The organism is Erythrobacter sp. SG61-1L, from assembly GCF_001305965.1.
Lineage (GTDB): Bacteria > Pseudomonadota > Alphaproteobacteria > Sphingomonadales > Sphingomonadaceae > Andeanibacterium.
This window is the reverse complement of the sequence record NZ_JXQC01000003.1, coordinates 3,592,708-3,613,526: the sequence shown is the minus strand read 5'-3', so window position 1 is coordinate 3,613,526 and position 20,819 is coordinate 3,592,708. Positions and strand designations below refer to the sequence as shown.

General features: G+C 63.0%; 21 protein-coding genes. 12 read left to right on the top strand and 9 right to left on the bottom strand.

Annotation, left to right across the window (positions count from 1 at the left end):
• Nucleotides 1-3 precede the first annotated feature (3 nt).
• From infB to pnp (SZ64_RS17675), 12 genes are all read left to right on the top strand, one after another.
• Nucleotides 4-2,670 (top strand): translation initiation factor IF-2, encoded by a 2,667-nt coding sequence (gene infB, locus SZ64_RS17730; protein WP_054532000.1) that lies wholly within the window; start codon nucleotides 4-6, stop codon nucleotides 2,668-2,670.
• Nucleotides 2,671-2,797: 127 nt separating this feature from the next.
• Nucleotides 2,798-3,337 carry a DUF1697 domain-containing protein gene (locus SZ64_RS17725; protein WP_054532001.1) on the top strand — a complete coding sequence of 180 codons (540 nt, stop codon included), beginning with the start codon at nucleotides 2,798-2,800 and terminating at the stop codon, nucleotides 3,335-3,337.
• A complete protein-coding gene (rbfA, locus tag SZ64_RS17720; RefSeq protein WP_054532002.1) occupies nucleotides 3,337-3,735 on the top strand; it encodes a 30S ribosome-binding factor RbfA in 399 nt (132 codons plus the stop codon). Before SZ64_RS17725 ends, rbfA begins: the two co-directional genes overlap by 1 nt.
• A 131-nt stretch (nucleotides 3,736-3,866) precedes the next feature.
• The gene (locus tag SZ64_RS17715; protein WP_054532003.1) at nucleotides 3,867-5,453 is read left to right on the top strand and encodes an AbgT family transporter; all 1,587 of its coding nucleotides are present in this window, start codon (nucleotides 3,867-3,869) and stop codon (nucleotides 5,451-5,453) included.
• Between the two features lie 74 nt (nucleotides 5,454-5,527).
• Entirely contained in the window at nucleotides 5,528-6,106 is a 579-nt protein-coding gene (locus tag SZ64_RS17710) for a thymidine kinase (protein WP_054532004.1), read from the top strand.
• Nucleotides 6,103-6,654: a GNAT family protein gene (locus tag SZ64_RS17705; protein WP_054532005.1), complete on the top strand. Its 552-nt coding sequence runs from the start codon at nucleotides 6,103-6,105 to the stop codon at nucleotides 6,652-6,654. The genes SZ64_RS17710 and SZ64_RS17705 overlap by 4 nt, the downstream gene beginning before the upstream one ends.
• A 36-nt stretch (nucleotides 6,655-6,690) precedes the next feature.
• Nucleotides 6,691-7,386, top strand: coding sequence for a site-2 protease family protein (locus SZ64_RS17700; RefSeq protein ID WP_054532006.1), 696 nt, complete (start codon nucleotides 6,691-6,693; stop codon nucleotides 7,384-7,386).
• An 85-nt stretch (nucleotides 7,387-7,471) separates the two neighbouring features.
• On the top strand, nucleotides 7,472-7,903 hold the full coding sequence (locus SZ64_RS17695; RefSeq protein ID WP_054532007.1) for a DUF6491 family protein: 432 nt from the start codon (nucleotides 7,472-7,474) through the stop codon (nucleotides 7,901-7,903).
• Nucleotides 7,904-7,978: 75 nt separating this feature from the next.
• Nucleotides 7,979-8,485: a DUF2239 family protein gene (locus tag SZ64_RS17690; protein ID WP_054532008.1), complete on the top strand. Its 507-nt coding sequence runs from the start codon at nucleotides 7,979-7,981 to the stop codon at nucleotides 8,483-8,485.
• On the top strand, nucleotides 8,482-9,396 hold the full coding sequence (gene truB / locus SZ64_RS17685) for a tRNA pseudouridine(55) synthase TruB (RefSeq protein ID WP_054532009.1): 915 nt from the start codon (nucleotides 8,482-8,484) through the stop codon (nucleotides 9,394-9,396). Before SZ64_RS17690 ends, truB (SZ64_RS17685) begins: the two co-directional genes overlap by 4 nt.
• A 20-nt stretch (nucleotides 9,397-9,416) precedes the next feature.
• On the top strand, nucleotides 9,417-9,686 hold the full coding sequence (gene rpsO, locus SZ64_RS17680; protein WP_054532360.1) for a 30S ribosomal protein S15: 270 nt from the start codon (nucleotides 9,417-9,419) through the stop codon (nucleotides 9,684-9,686).
• Between the two features lie 172 nt (nucleotides 9,687-9,858).
• Nucleotides 9,859-12,159, top strand: coding sequence for a polyribonucleotide nucleotidyltransferase (gene pnp, locus SZ64_RS17675; RefSeq protein ID WP_054532010.1), 2,301 nt, complete (start codon nucleotides 9,859-9,861; stop codon nucleotides 12,157-12,159).
• 286 nt (nucleotides 12,160-12,445) lie between these two features.
• On the opposite strand, the gene pnp (SZ64_RS17670) is transcribed toward pnp (SZ64_RS17675), so the two are convergent.
• The 9 genes from pnp (SZ64_RS17670) to SZ64_RS17630 all read right to left on the bottom strand — a co-directional run bounded on the left by pnp (SZ64_RS17670) (nucleotide 12,446) and on the right by SZ64_RS17630 (nucleotide 20,738).
• Nucleotides 12,446-14,746: a polyribonucleotide nucleotidyltransferase gene (pnp, locus tag SZ64_RS17670; RefSeq protein ID WP_054532010.1), complete on the bottom strand. Its 2,301-nt coding sequence runs from the start codon at nucleotides 14,744-14,746 to the stop codon at nucleotides 12,446-12,448.
• A gap of 172 nt (nucleotides 14,747-14,918) precedes the next feature.
• The gene (gene rpsO, locus SZ64_RS17665) at nucleotides 14,919-15,188 is read right to left on the bottom strand and encodes a 30S ribosomal protein S15 (RefSeq protein ID WP_054532360.1); all 270 of its coding nucleotides are present in this window, start codon (nucleotides 15,186-15,188) and stop codon (nucleotides 14,919-14,921) included.
• 20 nt (nucleotides 15,189-15,208) lie between these two features.
• Complete coding sequence (gene truB / locus SZ64_RS17660) at nucleotides 15,209-16,123, bottom strand: tRNA pseudouridine(55) synthase TruB (RefSeq protein ID WP_054532009.1); 915 nt, start codon at nucleotides 16,121-16,123, stop codon at nucleotides 15,209-15,211.
• The gene (locus tag SZ64_RS17655) at nucleotides 16,120-16,626 is read right to left on the bottom strand and encodes a DUF2239 family protein (protein WP_054532008.1); all 507 of its coding nucleotides are present in this window, start codon (nucleotides 16,624-16,626) and stop codon (nucleotides 16,120-16,122) included. Before SZ64_RS17655 ends, truB (SZ64_RS17660) begins: the two co-directional genes overlap by 4 nt.
• A gap of 75 nt (nucleotides 16,627-16,701) precedes the next feature.
• The gene (locus tag SZ64_RS17650; RefSeq protein WP_054532007.1) at nucleotides 16,702-17,133 is read right to left on the bottom strand and encodes a DUF6491 family protein; all 432 of its coding nucleotides are present in this window, start codon (nucleotides 17,131-17,133) and stop codon (nucleotides 16,702-16,704) included.
• A gap of 85 nt (nucleotides 17,134-17,218) precedes the next feature.
• Nucleotides 17,219-17,914, bottom strand: a complete 696-nt coding sequence (locus SZ64_RS17645; RefSeq protein WP_054532006.1) for a site-2 protease family protein — start codon at nucleotides 17,912-17,914, stop codon at nucleotides 17,219-17,221.
• Between the two features lie 36 nt (nucleotides 17,915-17,950).
• Nucleotides 17,951-18,502, bottom strand: coding sequence for a GNAT family protein (locus SZ64_RS17640; RefSeq protein WP_054532005.1), 552 nt, complete (start codon nucleotides 18,500-18,502; stop codon nucleotides 17,951-17,953).
• Entirely contained in the window at nucleotides 18,499-19,077 is a 579-nt protein-coding gene (locus SZ64_RS17635) for a thymidine kinase (protein ID WP_054532004.1), read from the bottom strand. Before SZ64_RS17635 ends, SZ64_RS17640 begins: the two co-directional genes overlap by 4 nt.
• 74 nt (nucleotides 19,078-19,151) lie before the next feature.
• Nucleotides 19,152-20,738: an AbgT family transporter gene (locus tag SZ64_RS17630; RefSeq protein WP_054532003.1), complete on the bottom strand. Its 1,587-nt coding sequence runs from the start codon at nucleotides 20,736-20,738 to the stop codon at nucleotides 19,152-19,154.
• Nucleotides 20,739-20,819: the final 81 nt, after the last annotated feature.

Here is a 20,819-nt window from a genome sequence, read left to right as displayed (position 1 = left end):
CGTATGAGCGACACCGACAACAAACCGACGCTGGGCCGCAAGCCGCTGGGGCTGAAGCGTTCGGTCGAAGCGGGCGAGGTCAAGCAGACCTTCAGCCACGGCCGCACCAACAAGGTGGTCGTGGAAGTGAAGCGCCGCAAGATCGTGAAGCCCGGCCAGGCTCCGGAGGCTGCGGCCCCGGCGCCCGCCGCCGCGCCCGAACCGGCACCGCAGCCGGCTGTCCAGGCTCCGCCGGCGCCCGCGCCGCGCCCGGCCGTCTCGACCGAAACCCGGCTTGAACAGCAGGAACGCCTGCTGCGCGAGGCTGAAGAAGCACGCCTTACCGCGCTGGAAGAAGCCAATCGCCGCGAACAGGAAGAACGCCTGCGCGCGATTGAGGAAGAAAAGCGCCGCGCCGAGGAAAACCGCAAGGCTGAAGAAGAAGCCGCCGCACAGGCATCTGCCGAACCGGAAGCTGCGCCTGCGCCTGCTCCTGAAGCCGCCGCTCCGCCCGCTGCAGAGCCGGAAGCGCCCGCCGCTGCCGCGCCCGCACCGGCTGCTGTAGTACCTGCTGCGCCCGCCGAGGAAAAGCCGGCAGCAGCGTCTGCCCCTGCGCCGCGCATGTTCACGCCTGTCGTCCGCCCCGAGCCGAAGCGCCCGGAAAAGGCCGAGGCTGCCCCCAAGGCGGCCGACAAGCCCGAGAAGAAGCGCGAGGACAAGAAGCCCGCAGGCGGCCGCGGCAACGAACGCAACGATCGCAACAACAGCAATGCCGCCAGCCTGGCGGATCGCCGCCGTGGCGGGAAACTCACCGTCAACCGCGCGCTCAACGAAGATGAAGGCGCCCGTGCCCGCTCGCTCGCCGCGCTCAAGCGTGCCCGCGAAAAGGAACGCCGCGCTCACTTCTCCGGCCAGACGCAGCAGCGCGACAAGCAGGTGCGCGACGTTGTGGTGCCCGAAGCGATCACGGTGCAGGAACTTGCCAACCGCATGGCCGAAAAGGGCGCGGATCTGGTGAAGGCCCTGTTCAAGATGGGCATGATGGTCACCGTCAACCAGACGATCGACCAGGATACGGCGGAACTGCTGGTGACCGAATTCGGCCACAATTTGCAGCGCGTTTCGGAAAGCGATGTCGACATCGACACGTCCGAGGACGTGGATGCCGATGCCACCCTGCAGCCGCGTCCGCCGGTCGTCACGATCATGGGCCATGTCGATCACGGCAAGACCAGCCTGCTCGACGCGCTGCGCGGCACCGATGTGGTGCGCGGCGAAGCGGGCGGCATCACCCAGCATATCGGCGCCTATCAGATCACCACCAAGGGCGGTGACAAGATCACCTTCCTCGATACGCCGGGCCACTCCGCCTTCACGGAAATGCGTGCGCGCGGTGCCAATGTCACCGACATCGTGGTGCTGGTGGTTGCCGCGGATGACGGCATCATGCCGCAGACGATCGAGGCCATCAATCACACCAAGGCCGCCGGCGTGCCGATGATCGTTGCGATCAACAAGTGCGACAAGCCGGAAGCCAACCCGCAGCGCATCCGCGAACGTCTGCTCGAACACGAAGTCGTGGTCGAAGAGATGAGCGGCGACGTGCAGGACGTGGAAGTCTCGGCCAAGAGCAAGCTGGGTCTGGACGATCTGATCGAGAAGATCATGCTCCAGGCCGAACTGCTCGAACTGAAGGCCAATCCGGATCGCGAAGCGGAAGCCACCGTGATCGAAGCCAAGCTGGACAAGGGCCGCGGCCCGGTTGCCACCGTGCTGATCAATCGCGGTACGCTGAAGACGGGCGACGTCTTCGTGGTCGGCACCGAAAGCGGCCGTGTCCGCGCGATGATCGACGACAAGGGCCGCCAGATCAAGGAAGCCCCGCCGTCGCTGCCGGTGGAAGTGCTCGGCCTTGCGGGTGTTCCGATGGCGGGCGACAAGCTCACCGTGGTCGAAAATGAACAGCGTGCGCGCGAAGTCGCCAACTACCGCAAGGAAAAGGCGACCGAAAAGCGTACTGCCATCGCCCCTGCCAGCCTCGACACCATGTTCTCCGCCCTGAAGGACAAGGAGAGCGTGATCGAATTCCCGCTGGTGGTGAAGGCCGACGTGCAGGGCAGCGTGGAAGCGATCAACAATGCGCTCCACAATCTGTCGAATGACGAGATCAAGGTCCGCATCCTGCATTCGGGCGTGGGCGCGATCACGGAAAGCGACGTGACGCTGGCTTCGGCCTCCGGCGCGCCGATCATCGGCTTCAACGTCCGTCCGAACGCCAAGGCGCGCGAACTGATCGACCGCAACAAGACCCGGATGATGTATTACGACGTCATCTATCACCTGACCGAGGAAATCGCGAAGGAGATGGCAGGCGAACTGGGGCCGCTGCGGATCGAAAACGTCATGGGCCGCGCCGAGGTCAAGCAGGTGTTCCCCGCGGGCAAGAAGGACAAGGCCGCCGGCCTCCTCGTGCTCGAAGGCATCATCCGCAAGGGCTTCCACGCACGCCTTACCCGCAACGATGTTATCGTTTCCAAGACGGTCATCGCCTCGCTGCGGCGCTTCAAGGACGATGTGGACGAAGTCCGCGCCGGTCTGGAATGCGGCGTGGTTCTGCAGGACACGAACGACATCAAGGCGGGCGACATGCTCGAAGTGTTCGAAATCGAGGAACGCGAACGGACCCTGTGACGCGCGGCGACCGGGAAGTGAGCTACGAGCCAGGCAAGACGCATGAGATTTGCGATCCGATGCCTGGCTCTCGCTTCCGGGTTTTGCCGAGTGTCCCGGTGATCCTGCCTGTCGTGGCTGGAAATTGATGAACCGCTACGTAGCCTTGCTTGGCAGCATCAATGTCGGTGGTAACCGGCTGAGGATGGAAGACCTGCGCAAGGCGCTGGAGTGGGAAGATTTCGAGGATGTGGAGACGGTTGTTGCCAGCGGCAATGTGCTGTTTTCACATGAGGAACGCCCATCGGAAGGGCTGGCGGAAAAGCTGGCCTATGTCGTGCGCGATGCGTTCCAGATCGATAGTTTCGCCGTGGTGATGAACCGGCAGGAGTTGGTGGCGACACTGGCGGAAAATCCCTTCGCGGAAACGGGCGAGGACAAGCAGGTCCACGTCCATTTTCTCGAACGCCAACCGGAACCGGAAGCTTTTGCCAAGCTGATCGCCGATTATGCCACGCGCGGGCCGGAACGCATTGCTGCGGGCCATCGCGCGTTGCATGTAGATTACGTCAATGGCGCAGGCGTCACGAAGCTGAGCGGGGAATTCATCGCCCGCCGCCTCGGTTGCCGCCACACCGCGCGCAACATCCGCTCGATCCGGCGGATAATCGAGATTATGGAACGCTGATGGCCCGCAACGCTGCAACCGGTGAAGAGAAGTCCGTTCGCCTGCTCAAGGTGGGTGAACGCGTGCGCCATATCCTGTCGGAGCTGCTGGCCCGGCAGGAAGTGCATGACGATACGCTGTCGGCCCATTCCGTCTCCGTCACAGAAGTGCGGATGACGCCGGACCTGCGCAACGCGACCGTCTATGTGAAGCCGCTACTGGGCGAGGACGAGGAAGTGGTGGTGAAGGCGCTGCGCCAGAACACCGCCTATTTCCAGCGCGAAGTGGCCAAGCGGCTCGGCCTCAAATTCGCGGCCAAGCTGCAGTTCCGCACCGATGAGAGCTTCGACGAGGCCGACCGGATCGAGCGCCTGCTGTCCGACCCGCGCGTGTCGCGCGATCTCGGCGAGGACGAATAGTCTGCCTCTGCCGGCAGGCTTGCCCCAATTCATACCGCATAAGTGAAATAGGGCTTGGCCATTGCGCGCCAGCCTGCAACTCTGCCGCCAACTAACCCGATCCTGGACCGTTATGGGGAAAGGTGCAGGCGATGACTGAGGCAGAGATTCCGGCGGGCCCGCCTGCCAAAGGCATTCTCGCGATGGTGGAACGTGTGGGCAATCGCCTGCCCGATCCGGTATTCCTGTTCCTGTGGCTGATCGCCGGGCTGATCGTCACTTCCCTGATCGCAAGCTGGGCAGGCTGGTCCGTGCCCCATCCCACCCAGATTGACGAGGGCACCGGCGCGGCGAGCATCGTGGCCGCCAGCAGCCTGCTGTCGGCCGATAATATCCGGCGGCTGTGGGTGGAGATGCCCGCCACCTTCACCCATTTTCACCCTCTCGGCTATGTGCTGGTGGTGATGCTGGGTGCCGGGGTGGCAGAACGCACCGGCCTGTTCGGAACCGCCATGCGCGCGGCGGTGCGCAATGCGCCTGTGTTCCTGCTCACGCCGATTGTCAGTCTTGTGGGGATGCTCGGCAATCTGGCGGCGGATGCGGCCTATGTGGTGCTGATCCCGCTGGCCGGGATCATATTCCACGCCGCCGGACGTAATCCGATCGTTGGCATTGCGGCCTGCTTTGCCGGGGTTGCGGGCGGCTTTTCCGCCAATTTGCTGCCCGGCCAGCTGGATGCCTTGCTGTTCGGCATCACCGAAGCGGCAGTGGAAACCGCATTCGGCGATTACACGGCCAACATCCTGGGCAATTGGTATTTCATCATCGCCATGACGGCTGTGTTCCTGCCGGTGATCTGGCTGGTGACGGACCGGATCATCGAACCGCGGTTGGGGCCGTGGGATTCCTCCCGCGCCGGTTCCGCCGCCGCTAATGAACAGGAAGACCGTCCCCTGCTGGCGCAAGAGCACAAGGGCCTGCGCCATGCAGCGCTTGGTGCGCTGGGCGTGGTGGCCCTGTGGCTGATCTTTCTGTTCGGGCCGGGCACTCCGCTGATCGACGAGGGCGCTGCACCGGAAGCGCGGCTGACGCCGTTCTATCAAAGCCTTGTGGCAGGGTTCTTCCTGTTGTTCCTGATTTCCGGCTGGGCTTACGGCAAGGCGGCAGGATCGATCACCGACCATCGCAGCCTTGTGAAGATGATGAGCGATGCGATGGCCGACATGGCCTATTATCTCGTCCTCGCTTTCGTGGCCGCGCATTTCGTGGCGATGTTCGGCTGGTCCAATCTTGGGCTGATCATGGCGGTAGAAGGGGCGGACATGCTGCGCGCCTCCGGCCTTCCGGCCTGGGCCTTGCTGGTGCTGATCGTGCTGTTCTCGGCACTGCTGAACCTGCTGATCGGGTCGGCCAGTGCCAAATGGGCGCTGCTGGCGCCGGTCATGGTGCCCATGCTGATGCTGCTGGGCATCACGCCGGAAATGGCCACCGCAACTTATCGCGTGGGGGATAGCGCCACCAACATCATCACGCCGCTGATGGTCTATTTCCCGCTGATCCTGATCTTCTGCCAGCGCTGGCAACAGGATTTCGGGCTGGGCAGCCTTGCGGCGACAATGTTGCCCTATTCCGTCGGGCTGCTGGTCGCGGGGCTGGTGCTGGTGGGCGGCTGGGTGCTGCTGGACCTGCCGCTGGGGCCGGGCGCGCAGGTCTTCATGCCAGTGGCGCCCGGGCGCTGAGCTGAGCGACATCATCGGGGCAAGATAGCTGCTGCCCTGCTGACGACCGGCCAACGGGGCGCTATGTCCCGGCCATGGCCAAGCTCTATTTCTACTATGCCAGCATGAATGCGGGGAAGTCTTCCACGCTGCTGCAGGCGGAATTCAATTATCGCGAGCGCGGCATGGCGACCATGCTGTGGACCGCCGCGCTCGACACACGCTCTCAGGGCAAGCCGATTGCCAGCCGCATCGGGCTGGAGGCAGCCGCCAATCTGTTCGACCGGAATACGGATCTATGGACGCAGGTGAGCATGGCCAATGTCACCCGCGATCTGGCCTGCGTGCTGATCGACGAGGCGCAGTTCCTGACGAAGGAACAGGTGTGGCAATGCGCAAGGCTGGCGGATGAGGCGGGCATTCCCGTGCTCTGCTATGGCCTGCGCACCGATTTTCAGGGGGAATTGTTCCCCGGATCGGCGGCCTTGCTGGGCATAGCCGATGCGCTGATCGAGTTGAAGGCAGTGTGCCATTGCGGGCGCAAGGCGACGATGAACCTGCGGGTGGATGAAAGCGGCGTGGCGGTGCGCGATGGCGCCCAGACCGAGATCGGCGGGAACGAACGCTATGTCGCCCTGTGCCGCAGGCATTTTTCGGAGGCGGTCGCCCCATGAATGACGGGCTATATGTGACGCTGGAAGATGCCGAGCTGCGGCTGGAGCCTCTGGAAGAGCGGCACCGTGAAGGTTTGCGCGCGGCAACTGCCGCCGATTCCGAAATCTGGGCGATCTATCCCACCAATTACGCGGGGGAGGCGTTCGATCCCCAGTTCGACAGCCTGCTGGCTGCCCCGCCGCAGCGTCGGGTCTATGCGATTGTCGTCAATGGCAAGGTTGCGGGGATGACCGCCTGGATCGAACGCGGCGCGCCGGGATGGGCAGTGGAGATCGGCAACAGCTTCATCATGCCCGAATTGCGCGGGACGGGCCTCAATGGCCGGATCAAGCGCCTGATGCTGCGCCATGCCTTTGCCAGCGGGATCAGGCGCGTGGAATTCCGCGTGGATGTGCGCAATGCCCGCTCGCAGGCGGCCGTGCTGAAGCTGGGCGCGCAGAAGGAAGGCGTGCTGCGGGCGGAACGGATCACCTGGAATGCCCATGTGCGCGACACGGCGGTATTCTCGATCCTGTCCGACGAATGGGCTGAAAGAACCGACGGGTAGCTTGGCCTTTCGCATGGCCGCACCTATCTGACGGGCATGAACGAAACGCTCATGTCCGCGCTGGTGCTGATCCCGGCGATGGTCATCGCCATTGTCTTTCACGAAGTCTCGCATGGCTGGACTGCACTGGCGCTGGGCGACACCACCGCACGGGACATGCGGCGGCTGAGCCTCAACCCGCTGCGCCATGTCGATCCGCTGGGCACGGTAATCCTGCCTGGCGTGCTGGCGCTGACGGGGGCGCCCGTCTTCGGCTGGGCCAAGCCGGTGCCGGTAAACGCAAGGCGTCTGCGCAATCCGCGCTATGGCATGATGGTGGTCGCGGCGGCCGGTCCGGTCAGCAATCTGGTGCTGGCGGGTGTGGGCGCCATTGCACTCGGCCTGATGTCCAGAGGCCTTCAGGCCCCGCCGGAGGGGCTGTACGCGCTGGCGATGATGGGCGCGCAATATTTCATCCTGATCAATATCTTCCTGGCCCTGTTCAACCTGCTGCCGATTCCGCCCTTCGATGGATCGCATATCGTGGAAGGCCTGCTGCCGCGCGATGCGGCGCGCGCCTATGCCAAGCTGCGCCCCTGGGGCCTGCCGCTGGTATTCCTGCTGCTGCTGATCCTGCCCAGCCTGATCCCGGGCTTCGACCTTGTCGGCCGTTACCTCGAGCCGGTCGTTACGCAGGTGGAGGATTTCTATTACATCATCGCCGGCTGGGCCGCAGGCATGCCGCAGAACTGAGGCAGGCGCGCGTCGTCACCGTCCTTGAAACACTGCTCGCGCCTTCCGACATAGGGGGCGAGTGGGAGATTGAAAGGAAGTTACGATGAAGCTTTCATTCGCATTGCCTGCCCTCGCGGTGCTGGCAGCCGTTTCCTCCCCGGTTCTGGCGGAAGAAGAACAGGGCGCAGCCCAATCTGCCGAAAAGGTCGCGGAAGCCTATATCCCCTTTGCCAATCACGGCGGCGTGCGCGATTGGCGGGCCGATGGGCGCGAGGTGATCTATTTCCAGGATTCCCATCGCCGCTGGTACAAGGCCGAACTGTTCAGTTCGGCACCGGATTTGCCTTATACGCTGTTCATCGGCCTCGATACCGGTGTTGGCGGCAGGCTCGACCGCTGGAGCAATGTCTATATTTCCGGCCAGCGTTATGCGCTGAAGTCCTTCGTCCGGATCGAGGGCGATCCGCCCAAGAAGGCGAAGAAGGGCAAGAAGCCCGAGGCGGAACCGGCTACCACGGATGCGACAGTCGAGTGATGATATTTACCCGGATAATATGTTGACTATTTGATCCGGGTAAATATATGCGGTGCTCTCAAGGAGCTACCGCATATGGACGTCACCGTATTCCTCAAGGGCGAAGTGATTGCCCGTGGCCCGGCCGAAGACATGGCCGAGCGCCTGAAGGGCATCGAACCGCCGGAGAAAGCGAACGACCTGCTGGCCTTCGACGATGAAACAGGCCGGCAGGTCGATCTCGATCTGCGCCCTGCGGAACAACGCCCACGCGGCCGCCCCGCTCTGGGAGTGAAGGCTAGGGAAGTGACGCTGCTGCCTCGTCATTGGGACTGGCTCGGCGCCCAGCGCGGCGGTGCCTCCGCCACCTTGCGGCGGCTGGTGGATGCGGCGCGGGCACAGGCCAAGACGCCGGAACAATGCCACGACGCGGCCTATCGCTTCCTTTCCGCCATGGCAGGCGACCTGCCGAAATTCGAGGATGCCCTGCGCGAGATCTATGCGGGCAATCCGGTGGGATACGATCACTTCACCCACGGCTGGCCCGAAGGCATCCGCGCCCATGGCCGCGCGCTGGCTTTCCCGGAAGGCACCGCGCAATGAGCGTCCATGGCTGGATCATTCTCGACAAGCCGGTGGGGCTGGGGTCCACTCAGGCCGTAGGTGCCGTGAAGCGCAATCTGCGCGAGGCGGGTTATGGCAAGGTGAAGGTGGGCCATGGCGGCACGCTTGATCCGCTGGCCGAAGGCGTGCTGCCCATCGCGCTGGGCGAGGCGACCAAGCTGTGCGGGCGGATGCTGGACAGCGACAAGGTCTATGAGTTTACTGTGCAGTTCGGGAGCGAAACGGATACGCTCGATCGCGAAGGCACGGTTATTGCCACGAGCGATTTCCAGCCGGGCTTCGGTTCTGTCGAGGCAATTGTCGAACAGAAATTCACTGGGGAAATCGAGCAGATTCCGCCAGCCTATTCCGCGATCAAGATAGATGGCGAGCGTGCGTATGACCGTGCGCGTGCTGGCGAACAGATTGAACTCAAGTCCCGCTTGGTCAATATCCGCCGTTGGGATTACATCGCAGAAGGCTTTGTGGGTGATTGGGACGCAAGCGCTCAATATGCTACGCTTCGAGTAACGGTCTCCAAGGGCACCTATATCCGCAGCCTCGCGCGTGATATAGCGCTGGCGCTCGGCACGGTCGGCCATGTCACCATGCTGCGCCGGGTGAAGGCCGGGCCGTTCACGCTCGATCAGGCGATTTCGCTGGACAAATTGAACGAAATCGGCAAGGGCGCGCCCCTTGAAGACGTAATCCTGCCGCTTGAGGCGGGGCTGGACGACATCCCGGCCCTCGATCTCTCTCCGGAAGCGGCGGTGGCGGTCCGACAGGGCCGTGTCCTCACCGGAATGCCCCAAGGTGACGGGTTGTACTGGGCGAAGGCGGGAAGCGTTCCCGTGGCGCTGGTCGAACTCGAAGCCGGGACGGCGAAAGTCGTCCGGGGTTTCAATCTTTAGCGATGTCGCGGAGCAATACTATGTCGGTTACCGCCGAAAAGAAGACTGAGATCATCCAGGGCAACGCTCGCGTCGAGGGCGACACCGGTTCCCCCGAAGTGCAGGTCGCGATCCTTACGGAACGTATCCGCAACCTGACCGAACACTTCAAGGCGCACCACAAGGACAACCACTCGCGCCGTGGCCTGCTGATGATGGTCAACAAGCGCCGCAGCCTGCTCGCCTATCTCAAGAAGAAGGATGTCGAGCGGTACAACTCGCTGATCCAGAAGCTGGGTCTGCGTAAGTAAGAATTATCGGGAAGCGGCCCCTAGTTGGGCCGCTTTTCGCTTAAGGGGCTGGTTCGCAATTCGGCGAACCGCCTGGGGCAAGTCAAAAACGCCCCGCACCGGACCGGGACGGCATACCCGGTAGCAGAGGCCCCGCGCCGCAATAGGGCCGCGCGGGACATAAGGAAAATACATGTTCGACGTGAAAACCGTATCGCTGGAGTGGGGCGGAAAGACCCTCACTCTGGAAACCGGCCGTATCGCACGCCAGGCCAATGGCGCCGTGCTGGCCACCTATGGCGAAACCGTGGTGCTGTGCGCCGTGACCGCCGCCAAGAGCGTGAAGGAAGGGCAGGACTTCTTCCCCCTTACCGTTCACTATCAGGAAAAGTTCTCCTCTGCCGGCCGTATTCCGGGTGGCTTCTTCAAGCGTGAACGTGGCGCGACGGAAAAGGAAACGCTGGTTTCCCGCCTGATCGACCGCCCGGTGCGTCCGCTGTTCCCCGAAGGTTTCTACAACGAAATCAACGTGATCTGCCAGGTCATGTCCTATGACGGCGAAAGCGAGCCCGACATCGTTGCGATGATCGCCGCTTCGGCCGCCCTGACGATTTCCGGCGTGCCCTTCATGGGTCCGATCGGCGCTGCCCGCGTCGGCTTCAAGGATGGCGAGTATCAGCTCAACCCGTCCCTGTCGGAAGCGGCTGAAGGCCGCCTCGACCTCGTCGTCGCCGGTACGCAGGACGCGGTGATGATGGTCGAATCCGAAGCCAAGGAACTGACCGAAGACGAAATGCTGGGCGCCGTGATGTTCGCCCATGCCGAATCGCAGAAGGTCATCAAGGCGATCATCGATCTGGCCGAAAAGGCCGCGAAGGACCCGTGGGAAGTCGATCTTTCGGACAACACGTCCGAAATGAAGGCGAAGCTTAAGGATCTGATCGGCGCCGATATCGCCGCAGCCTACAAGCTGACCGACAAGTCGGCACGCTCCAATGCGCTGAACGAAGCCCGCGCCAAGGCGAAGGCCGCTTTCGCAGATGAAAGCGCCCAGACCCAGATGGTCGCCAACAAGACCATGAAGAAGCTGGAAGCGGAAATCGTGCGCAGCGCCATCATCAAGGATGGCCAGCGCATCGACGGCCGCACCACCACGCAGGTCCGCCCGATCGAAAGCATGGTCGGCTTCCTGCCGCGCACCCATGGTTCGGCCCTGTTCACTCGCGGTGAAACGCAGGCGATCTGCACCACCACGCTGGGCACCAAGGACAGCGAGCAGATGATCGACGGCCTCACTGGCCTGTCGTATGAAAGCTTCATGCTGCACTACAACTTCCCGCCCTATTCGGTCGGTGAAGTGGGTCGCTTCGGCGCTCCGGGCCGCCGCGAAGTCGGCCATGGCAAGCTGGCATGGCGTGCGCTGCACCCCGTGCTGCCTTCGAAGGAAGACTTCCCCTACACGATCCGCGTCCTGTCGGACATCACCGAGTCCAACGGTTCGTCCTCCATGGCGACCGTGTGCGGTGGCTGTCTGTCGATGATGGATGCCGGTGTTCCCATCGAACGCCCGGTTTCCGGCATCGCCATGGGCCTGATCCTGGAAGGCGAAGAATTCGCCGTGCTGTCCGACATCCTGGGTGACGAAGATCACCTGGGCGACATGGACTTCAAGGTGGCCGGTACGGAAGCGGGCATCACCTCGCTCCAGATGGACATCAAGATCGCCGGCATCACCGAAGAGATCATGAAGCAGGCCCTCGCTCAGGCGAAGGAAGGCCGTGCGCATATCCTGGGTGAAATGACCAAGGCCCTGGGTTCGGCCCGTACCGAACTTTCGGCCCATGCCCCGCGCATCGAGACCATGCAGATCGACAAGTCGAAGATCCGCGAAGTCATCGGCACCGGCGGCAAGGTGATCCGCGAAATCGTGGCTGAAACCGGCGCGAAGGTGGACATTGACGATGAAGGCCTGATCAAGATCTCGTCTTCGGACCTGACCCAGATCGAAGCCGCCAAGAAGTGGATTCTCGGCATTGTCGAGGAACCGGAAGTCGGCAAGATCTACAACGGCAAGGTCGTCAACATCGTCGACTTCGGTGCTTTCGTGAACTTCATGGGTGGCAAGGACGGCCTCGTCCACGTCAGCGAAATGAAGAACGAACGCGTCGAAAAGCCGACCGATGTCGTTTCCGAAGGCCAGGAAGTTAAGGTCAAGGTTCTCGAAATCGATCCGCGCGGCAAGGTTCGCCTGTCGATGCGCGTCGTCGATCAGGAAACCGGCGAGGAACTGGAAGACACCCGCCCGCCGCGTGAACCCCGCGAACCGCGTGGCGATCGCGGTGACCGTGGCGACCGCCGTGGCCCGCGTCGTGATGGCGACCGTGGTGGCCGTGGCGGCGACCGTGGCGGCCGTGATCGTGGCCCGCGCCGCGAGCGTGACGGCGAAGGTGGCGGCAATCCCGACCACATGCCGGCCTTCCTCAAGGACGACTAAGTTCGGGCTGACCTGAACTGAAGGAAATCAGGGCCGCGGGGGTAACCTCGCGGCCCTTTTCTTGCGCGCCCCTCACCGTGGAGGTGTGCGTTGCGCGAAATCTCCAAGATCCTCCCGGTCGCGAGGCGATGGGGAGGTGGCGCGCGCCACCTCCCCATCGCCTCGCGACCGGGAGGATCTTGGAGATTTCGCGCAACGCACACCTCCACGGTGAGGGGCGCGCAAGAAAAGGGCCGCGAGGTTACCCCCGCGGCCCTGATTTCCTTCAGTTCAGGTCAGCCCGAACTTAGTCGTCCTTGAGGAAGGCCGGCATGTGGTCGGGATTGCCGCCACCTTCGCCGTCACGCTCGCGGCGCGGGCCACGATCACGGCCGCCACGGTCGCCGCCACGGCCACCACGGTCGCCATCACGACGCGGGCCACGGCGGTCGCCACGGTCACCGCGATCGCCACGCGGTTCGCGGGGTTCACGCGGCGGGCGGGTGTCTTCCAGTTCCTCGCCGGTTTCCTGATCGACGACGCGCATCGACAGGCGAACCTTGCCGCGCGGATCGATTTCGAGAACCTTGACCTTAACTTCCTGGCCTTCGGAAACGACATCGGTCGGCTTTTCGACGCGTTCGTTCTTCATTTCGCTGACGTGGACGAGGCCGTCCTTGCCACCCATGAAGTTCACGAAAGCACCGAAGTCGACGATGTTGACGACCTTGCCGTTGTAGATCTTGCCGACTTCCGGTTCCTCGACAATGCCGAGAATCCACTTCTTGGCGGCTTCGATCTGGGTCAGGTCCGAAGACGAGATCTTGATCAGGCCTTCATCGTCAATGTCCACCTTCGCGCCGGTTTCAGCCACGATTTCGCGGATCACCTTGCCGCCGGTGCCGATGACTTCGCGGATCTTCGACTTGTCGATCTGCATGGTCTCGATGCGCGGGGCATGGGCCGAAAGTTCGGTACGGGCCGAACCCAGGGCCTTGGTCATTTCACCCAGGATATGCGCACGGCCTTCCTTCGCCTGAGCGAGGGCCTGCTTCATGATCTCTTCGGTGATGCCGGCGATCTTGATGTCCATCTGGAGCGAGGTGATGCCCGCTTCCGTACCGGCCACCTTGAAGTCCATGTCGCCCAGGTGATCTTCGTCACCCAGGATGTCGGACAGCACGGCGAATTCTTCGCCTTCCAGGATCAGGCCCATGGCGATGCCGGAAACCGGGCGTTCGATGGGAACACCGGCATCCATCATCGACAGACAGCCACCGCACACGGTCGCCATGGAGGACGAACCGTTGGACTCGGTGATGTCCGACAGGACGCGGATCGTGTAGGGGAAGTCTTCCTTCGAAGGCAGCACGGGGTGCAGCGCACGCCATGCCAGCTTGCCATGGCCGACTTCGCGGCGGCCCGGAGCGCCGAAGCGACCCACTTCACCGACCGAATAGGGCGGGAAGTTGTAGTGCAGCATGAAGCTTTCATACGACAGGCCAGTGAGGCCGTCGATCATCTGCTCGCTGTCCTTGGTGCCCAGCGTGGTGGTGCAGATCGCCTGCGTTTCACCGCGAGTGAACAGGGCCGAACCATGGGTGCGCGGCAGGAAGCCGACCATGCTTTCGATCGGGCGGACCTGCGTGGTGGTGCGGCCGTCGATGCGCTGGCCATCCTTGATGATGGCGCTGCGCACGATTTCCGCTTCCAGCTTCTTCATGGTCTTGTTGGCGACCATCTGGGTCTGGGCGCTTTCATCTGCGAAAGCGGCCTTCGCCTTGGCGCGGGCTTCGTTCAGCGCATTGGAGCGTGCCGACTTGTCGGTCAGCTTGTAGGCTGCGGCGATATCGGCGCCGATCAGATCCTTAAGCTTCGCCTTCATTTCGGACGTGTTGTCCGAAAGATCGACTTCCCACGGGTCCTTCGCGGCCTTTTCGGCCAGATCGATGATCGCCTTGATGACCTTCTGCGATTCGGCATGGGCGAACATCACGGCGCCCAGCATTTCGTCTTCGGTCAGTTCCTTGGCTTCGGATTCGACCATCATCACCGCGTCCTGCGTACCGGCGACGACGAGGTCGAGGCGGCCTTCAGCCGCTTCCGACAGGGACGGGTTGAGCTGATACTCGCCATCCTTGAAGCCGACGCGGGCAGCGCCGATCGGACCCATGAAGGGCACGCCGGAAATCGTCAGGGCGGCCGAAGCGGCGATCATCGCAACGATGTCGGGCTCGCTTTCGCCGTCATAGGACATGACCTGGCAGATCACGTTGATTTCGTTGTAGAAACCTTCGGGGAACAGCGGACGCACCGGGCGGTCGATCAGGCGGGAAACCAGCGTTTCCTTTTCCGTCGCGCCACGTTCACGCTTGAAGAAGCCACCCGGAATACGGCCGGCAGAGGAGAACTTTTCCTGATAGTGAACGGTAAGGGGGAAGAAGTCCTGCCCTTCCTTCACGCTCTTGGCGGCGGTCACGGCGCACAGCACCACGGTTTCGCCATAGGTGGCCAGCACGGCGCCATTGGCCTGGCGTGCGATACGGCCGGTTTCCAGAGTGAGGGTCTTTCCGCCCCACTCCAGCGATACGGTTTTCACGTCGAACATGTATTTTCCTTATGTCCCGCGCGGCCCTATTGCGGCGCGGGGCCTCTGCTACCGGGTATGCCGTCCCGGTCCGGTGCGGGGCGTTTTTGACTTGCCCCAGGCGGTTCGCCGAATTGCGAACCAGCCCCTTAAGCGAAAAGCGGCCCAACTAGGGGCCGCTTCCCGATAATTCTTACTTACGCAGACCCAGCTTCTGGATCAGCGAGTTGTACCGCTCGACATCCTTCTTCTTGAGATAGGCGAGCAGGCTGCGGCGCTTGTTGACCATCATCAGCAGGCCACGGCGCGAGTGGTTGTCCTTGTGGTGCGCCTTGAAGTGTTCGGTCAGGTTGCGGATACGTTCCGTAAGGATCGCGACCTGCACTTCGGGGGAACCGGTGTCGCCCTCGACGCGAGCGTTGCCCTGGATGATCTCAGTCTTCTTTTCGGCGGTAACCGACATAGTATTGCTCCGCGACATCGCTAAAGATTGAAACCCCGGACGACTTTCGCCGTCCCGGCTTCGAGTTCGACCAGCGCCACGGGAACGCTTCCCGCCTTCGCCCAGTACAACCCGTCACCTTGGGGCATTCCGGTGAGGACACGGCCCTGTCGGACCGCCACCGCCGCTTCCGGAGAGAGATCGAGGGCCGGGATGTCGTCCAGCCCCGCCTCAAGCGGCAGGATTACGTCTTCAAGGGGCGCGCCCTTGCCGATTTCGTTCAATTTGTCCAGCGAAATCGCCTGATCGAGCGTGAACGGCCCGGCCTTCACCCGGCGCAGCATGGTGACATGGCCGACCGTGCCGAGCGCCAGCGCTATATCACGCGCGAGGCTGCGGATATAGGTGCCCTTGGAGACCGTTACTCGAAGCGTAGCATATTGAGCGCTTGCGTCCCAATCACCCACAAAGCCTTCTGCGATGTAATCCCAACGGCGGATATTGACCAAGCGGGACTTGAGTTCAATCTGTTCGCCAGCACGCGCACGGTCATACGCACGCTCGCCATCTATCTTGATCGCGGAATAGGCTGGCGGAATCTGCTCGATTTCCCCAGTGAATTTCTGTTCGACAATTGCCTCGACAGAACCGAAGCCCGGCTGGAAATCGCTCGTGGCAATAACCGTGCCTTCGCGATCGAGCGTATCCGTTTCGCTCCCGAACTGCACAGTAAACTCATAGACCTTGTCGCTGTCCAGCATCCGCCCGCACAGCTTGGTCGCCTCGCCCAGCGCGATGGGCAGCACGCCTTCGGCCAGCGGATCAAGCGTGCCGCCATGGCCCACCTTCACCTTGCCATAACCCGCCTCGCGCAGATTGCGCTTCACGGCACCTACGGCCTGAGTGGACCCCAGCCCCACCGGCTTGTCGAGAATGATCCAGCCATGGACGCTCATTGCGCGGTGCCTTCCGGGAAAGCCAGCGCGCGGCCATGGGCGCGGATGCCTTCGGGCCAGCCGTGGGTGAAGTGATCGTATCCCACCGGATTGCCCGCATAGATCTCGCGCAGGGCATCCTCGAATTTCGGCAGGTCGCCTGCCATGGCGGAAAGGAAGCGATAGGCCGCGTCGTGGCATTGTTCCGGCGTCTTGGCCTGTGCCCGCGCCGCATCCACCAGCCGCCGCAAGGTGGCGGAGGCACCGCCGCGCTGGGCGCCGAGCCAGTCCCAATGACGAGGCAGCAGCGTCACTTCCCTAGCCTTCACTCCCAGAGCGGGGCGGCCGCGTGGGCGTTGTTCCGCAGGGCGCAGATCGAGATCGACCTGCCGGCCTGTTTCATCGTCGAAGGCCAGCAGGTCGTTCGCTTTCTCCGGCGGTTCGATGCCCTTCAGGCGCTCGGCCATGTCTTCGGCCGGGCCACGGGCAATCACTTCGCCCTTGAGGAATACGGTGACGTCCATATGCGGTAGCTCCTTGAGAGCACCGCATATATTTACCCGGATCAAATAGTCAACATATTATCCGGGTAAATATCATCACTCGACTGTCGCATCCGTGGTAGCCGGTTCCGCCTCGGGCTTCTTGCCCTTCTTCGCCTTCTTGGGCGGATCGCCCTCGATCCGGACGAAGGACTTCAGCGCATAACGCTGGCCGGAAATATAGACATTGCTCCAGCGGTCGAGCCTGCCGCCAACACCGGTATCGAGGCCGATGAACAGCGTATAAGGCAAATCCGGTGCCGAACTGAACAGTTCGGCCTTGTACCAGCGGCGATGGGAATCCTGGAAATAGATCACCTCGCGCCCATCGGCCCGCCAATCGCGCACGCCGCCGTGATTGGCAAAGGGGATATAGGCTTCCGCGACCTTTTCGGCAGATTGGGCTGCGCCCTGTTCTTCTTCCGCCAGAACCGGGGAGGAAACGGCTGCCAGCACCGCGAGGGCAGGCAATGCGAATGAAAGCTTCATCGTAACTTCCTTTCAATCTCCCACTCGCCCCCTATGTCGGAAGGCGCGAGCAGTGTTTCAAGGACGGTGACGACGCGCGCCTGCCTCAGTTCTGCGGCATGCCTGCGGCCCAGCCGGCGATGATGTAATAGAAATCCTCCACCTGCGTAACGACCGGCTCGAGGTAACGGCCGACAAGGTCGAAGCCCGGGATCAGGCTGGGCAGGATCAGCAGCAGCAGGAATACCAGCGGCAGGCCCCAGGGGCGCAGCTTGGCATAGGCGCGCGCCGCATCGCGCGGCAGCAGGCCTTCCACGATATGCGATCCATCGAAGGGCGGAATCGGCAGCAGGTTGAACAGGGCCAGGAAGATATTGATCAGGATGAAATATTGCGCGCCCATCATCGCCAGCGCGTACAGCCCCTCCGGCGGGGCCTGAAGGCCTCTGGACATCAGGCCGAGTGCAATGGCGCCCACACCCGCCAGCACCAGATTGCTGACCGGACCGGCCGCCGCGACCACCATCATGCCATAGCGCGGATTGCGCAGACGCCTTGCGTTTACCGGCACCGGCTTGGCCCAGCCGAAGACGGGCGCCCCCGTCAGCGCCAGCACGCCAGGCAGGATTACCGTGCCCAGCGGATCGACATGGCGCAGCGGGTTGAGGCTCAGCCGCCGCATGTCCCGTGCGGTGGTGTCGCCCAGCGCCAGTGCAGTCCAGCCATGCGAGACTTCGTGAAAGACAATGGCGATGACCATCGCCGGGATCAGCACCAGCGCGGACATGAGCGTTTCGTTCATGCCCGTCAGATAGGTGCGGCCATGCGAAAGGCCAAGCTACCCGTCGGTTCTTTCAGCCCATTCGTCGGACAGGATCGAGAATACCGCCGTGTCGCGCACATGGGCATTCCAGGTGATCCGTTCCGCCCGCAGCACGCCTTCCTTCTGCGCGCCCAGCTTCAGCACGGCCGCCTGCGAGCGGGCATTGCGCACATCCACGCGGAATTCCACGCGCCTGATCCCGCTGGCAAAGGCATGGCGCAGCATCAGGCGCTTGATCCGGCCATTGAGGCCCGTCCCGCGCAATTCGGGCATGATGAAGCTGTTGCCGATCTCCACTGCCCATCCCGGCGCGCCGCGTTCGATCCAGGCGGTCATCCCCGCAACCTTGCCATTGACGACAATCGCATAGACCCGACGCTGCGGCGGGGCAGCCAGCAGGCTGTCGAACTGGGGATCGAACGCCTCCCCCGCGTAATTGGTGGGATAGATCGCCCAGATTTCGGAATCGGCGGCAGTTGCCGCGCGCAAACCTTCACGGTGCCGCTCTTCCAGAGGCTCCAGCCGCAGCTCGGCATCTTCCAGCGTCACATATAGCCCGTCATTCATGGGGCGACCGCCTCCGAAAAATGCCTGCGGCACAGGGCGACATAGCGTTCGTTCCCGCCGATCTCGGTCTGGGCGCCATCGCGCACCGCCACGCCGCTTTCATCCACCCGCAGGTTCATCGTCGCCTTGCGCCCGCAATGGCACACTGCCTTCAACTCGATCAGCGCATCGGCTATGCCCAGCAAGGCCGCCGATCCGGGGAACAATTCCCCCTGAAAATCGGTGCGCAGGCCATAGCAGAGCACGGGAATGCCCGCCTCATCCGCCAGCCTTGCGCATTGCCACACCTGTTCCTTCGTCAGGAACTGCGCCTCGTCGATCAGCACGCAGGCCAGATCGCGGGTGACATTGGCCATGCTCACCTGCGTCCATAGATCCGTATTCCGGTCGAACAGATTGGCGGCTGCCTCCAGCCCGATGCGGCTGGCAATCGGCTTGCCCTGAGAGCGTGTGTCGAGCGCGGCGGTCCACAGCATGGTCGCCATGCCGCGCTCGCGATAATTGAATTCCGCCTGCAGCAGCGTGGAAGACTTCCCCGCATTCATGCTGGCATAGTAGAAATAGAGCTTGGCCATGGCCGGGACATAGCGCCCCGTTGGCCGGTCGTCAGCAGGGCAGCAGCTATCTTGCCCCGATGATGTCGCTCAGCTCAGCGCCCGGGCGCCACTGGCATGAAGACCTGCGCGCCCGGCCCCAGCGGCAGGTCCAGCAGCACCCAGCCGCCCACCAGCACCAGCCCCGCGACCAGCAGCCCGACGGAATAGGGCAACATTGTCGCCGCAAGGCTGCCCAGCCCGAAATCCTGTTGCCAGCGCTGGCAGAAGATCAGGATCAGCGGGAAATAGACCATCAGCGGCGTGATGATGTTGGTGGCGCTATCCCCCACGCGATAAGTTGCGGTGGCCATTTCCGGCGTGATGCCCAGCAGCATCAGCATGGGCACCATGACCGGCGCCAGCAGCGCCCATTTGGCACTGGCCGACCCGATCAGCAGGTTCAGCAGTGCCGAGAACAGCACGATCAGCACCAGCAAGGCCCAGGCCGGAAGGCCGGAGGCGCGCAGCATGTCCGCCCCTTCTACCGCCATGATCAGCCCAAGATTGGACCAGCCGAACATCGCCACGAAATGCGCGGCCACGAAAGCGAGGACGAGATAATAGGCCATGTCGGCCATCGCATCGCTCATCATCTTCACAAGGCTGCGATGGTCGGTGATCGATCCTGCCGCCTTGCCGTAAGCCCAGCCGGAAATCAGGAACAACAGGAAGAACCCTGCCACAAGGCTTTGATAGAACGGCGTCAGCCGCGCTTCCGGTGCAGCGCCCTCGTCGATCAGCGGAGTGCCCGGCCCGAACAGAAAGATCAGCCACAGGGCCACCACGCCCAGCGCACCAAGCGCTGCATGGCGCAGGCCCTTGTGCTCTTGCGCCAGCAGGGGACGGTCTTCCTGTTCATTAGCGGCGGCGGAACCGGCGCGGGAGGAATCCCACGGCCCCAACCGCGGTTCGATGATCCGGTCCGTCACCAGCCAGATCACCGGCAGGAACACAGCCGTCATGGCGATGATGAAATACCAATTGCCCAGGATGTTGGCCGTGTAATCGCCGAATGCGGTTTCCACTGCCGCTTCGGTGATGCCGAACAGCAAGGCATCCAGCTGGCCGGGCAGCAAATTGGCGGAAAAGCCGCCCGCAACCCCGGCAAAGCAGGCCGCAATGCCAACGATCGGATTACGTCCGGCGGCGTGGAATATGATCCCGGCCAGCGGGATCAGCACCACATAGGCCGCATCCGCCGCCAGATTGCCGAGCATCCCCACAAGACTGACAATCGGCGTGAGCAGGAACACAGGCGCATTGCGCACCGCCGCGCGCATGGCGGTTCCGAACAGGCCGGTGCGTTCTGCCACCCCGGCACCCAGCATCACCACCAGCACATAGCCGAGAGGGTGAAAATGGGTGAAGGTGGCGGGCATCTCCACCCACAGCCGCCGGATATTATCGGCCGACAGCAGGCTGCTGGCGGCCACGATGCTCGCCGCGCCGGTGCCCTCGTCAATCTGGGTGGGATGGGGCACGGACCAGCCTGCCCAGCTTGCGATCAGGGAAGTGACGATCAGCCCGGCGATCAGCCACAGGAACAGGAATACCGGATCGGGCAGGCGATTGCCCACACGTTCCACCATCGCGAGAATGCCTTTGGCAGGCGGGCCCGCCGGAATCTCTGCCTCAGTCATCGCCTGCACCTTTCCCCATAACGGTCCAGGATCGGGTTAGTTGGCGGCAGAGTTGCAGGCTGGCGCGCAATGGCCAAGCCC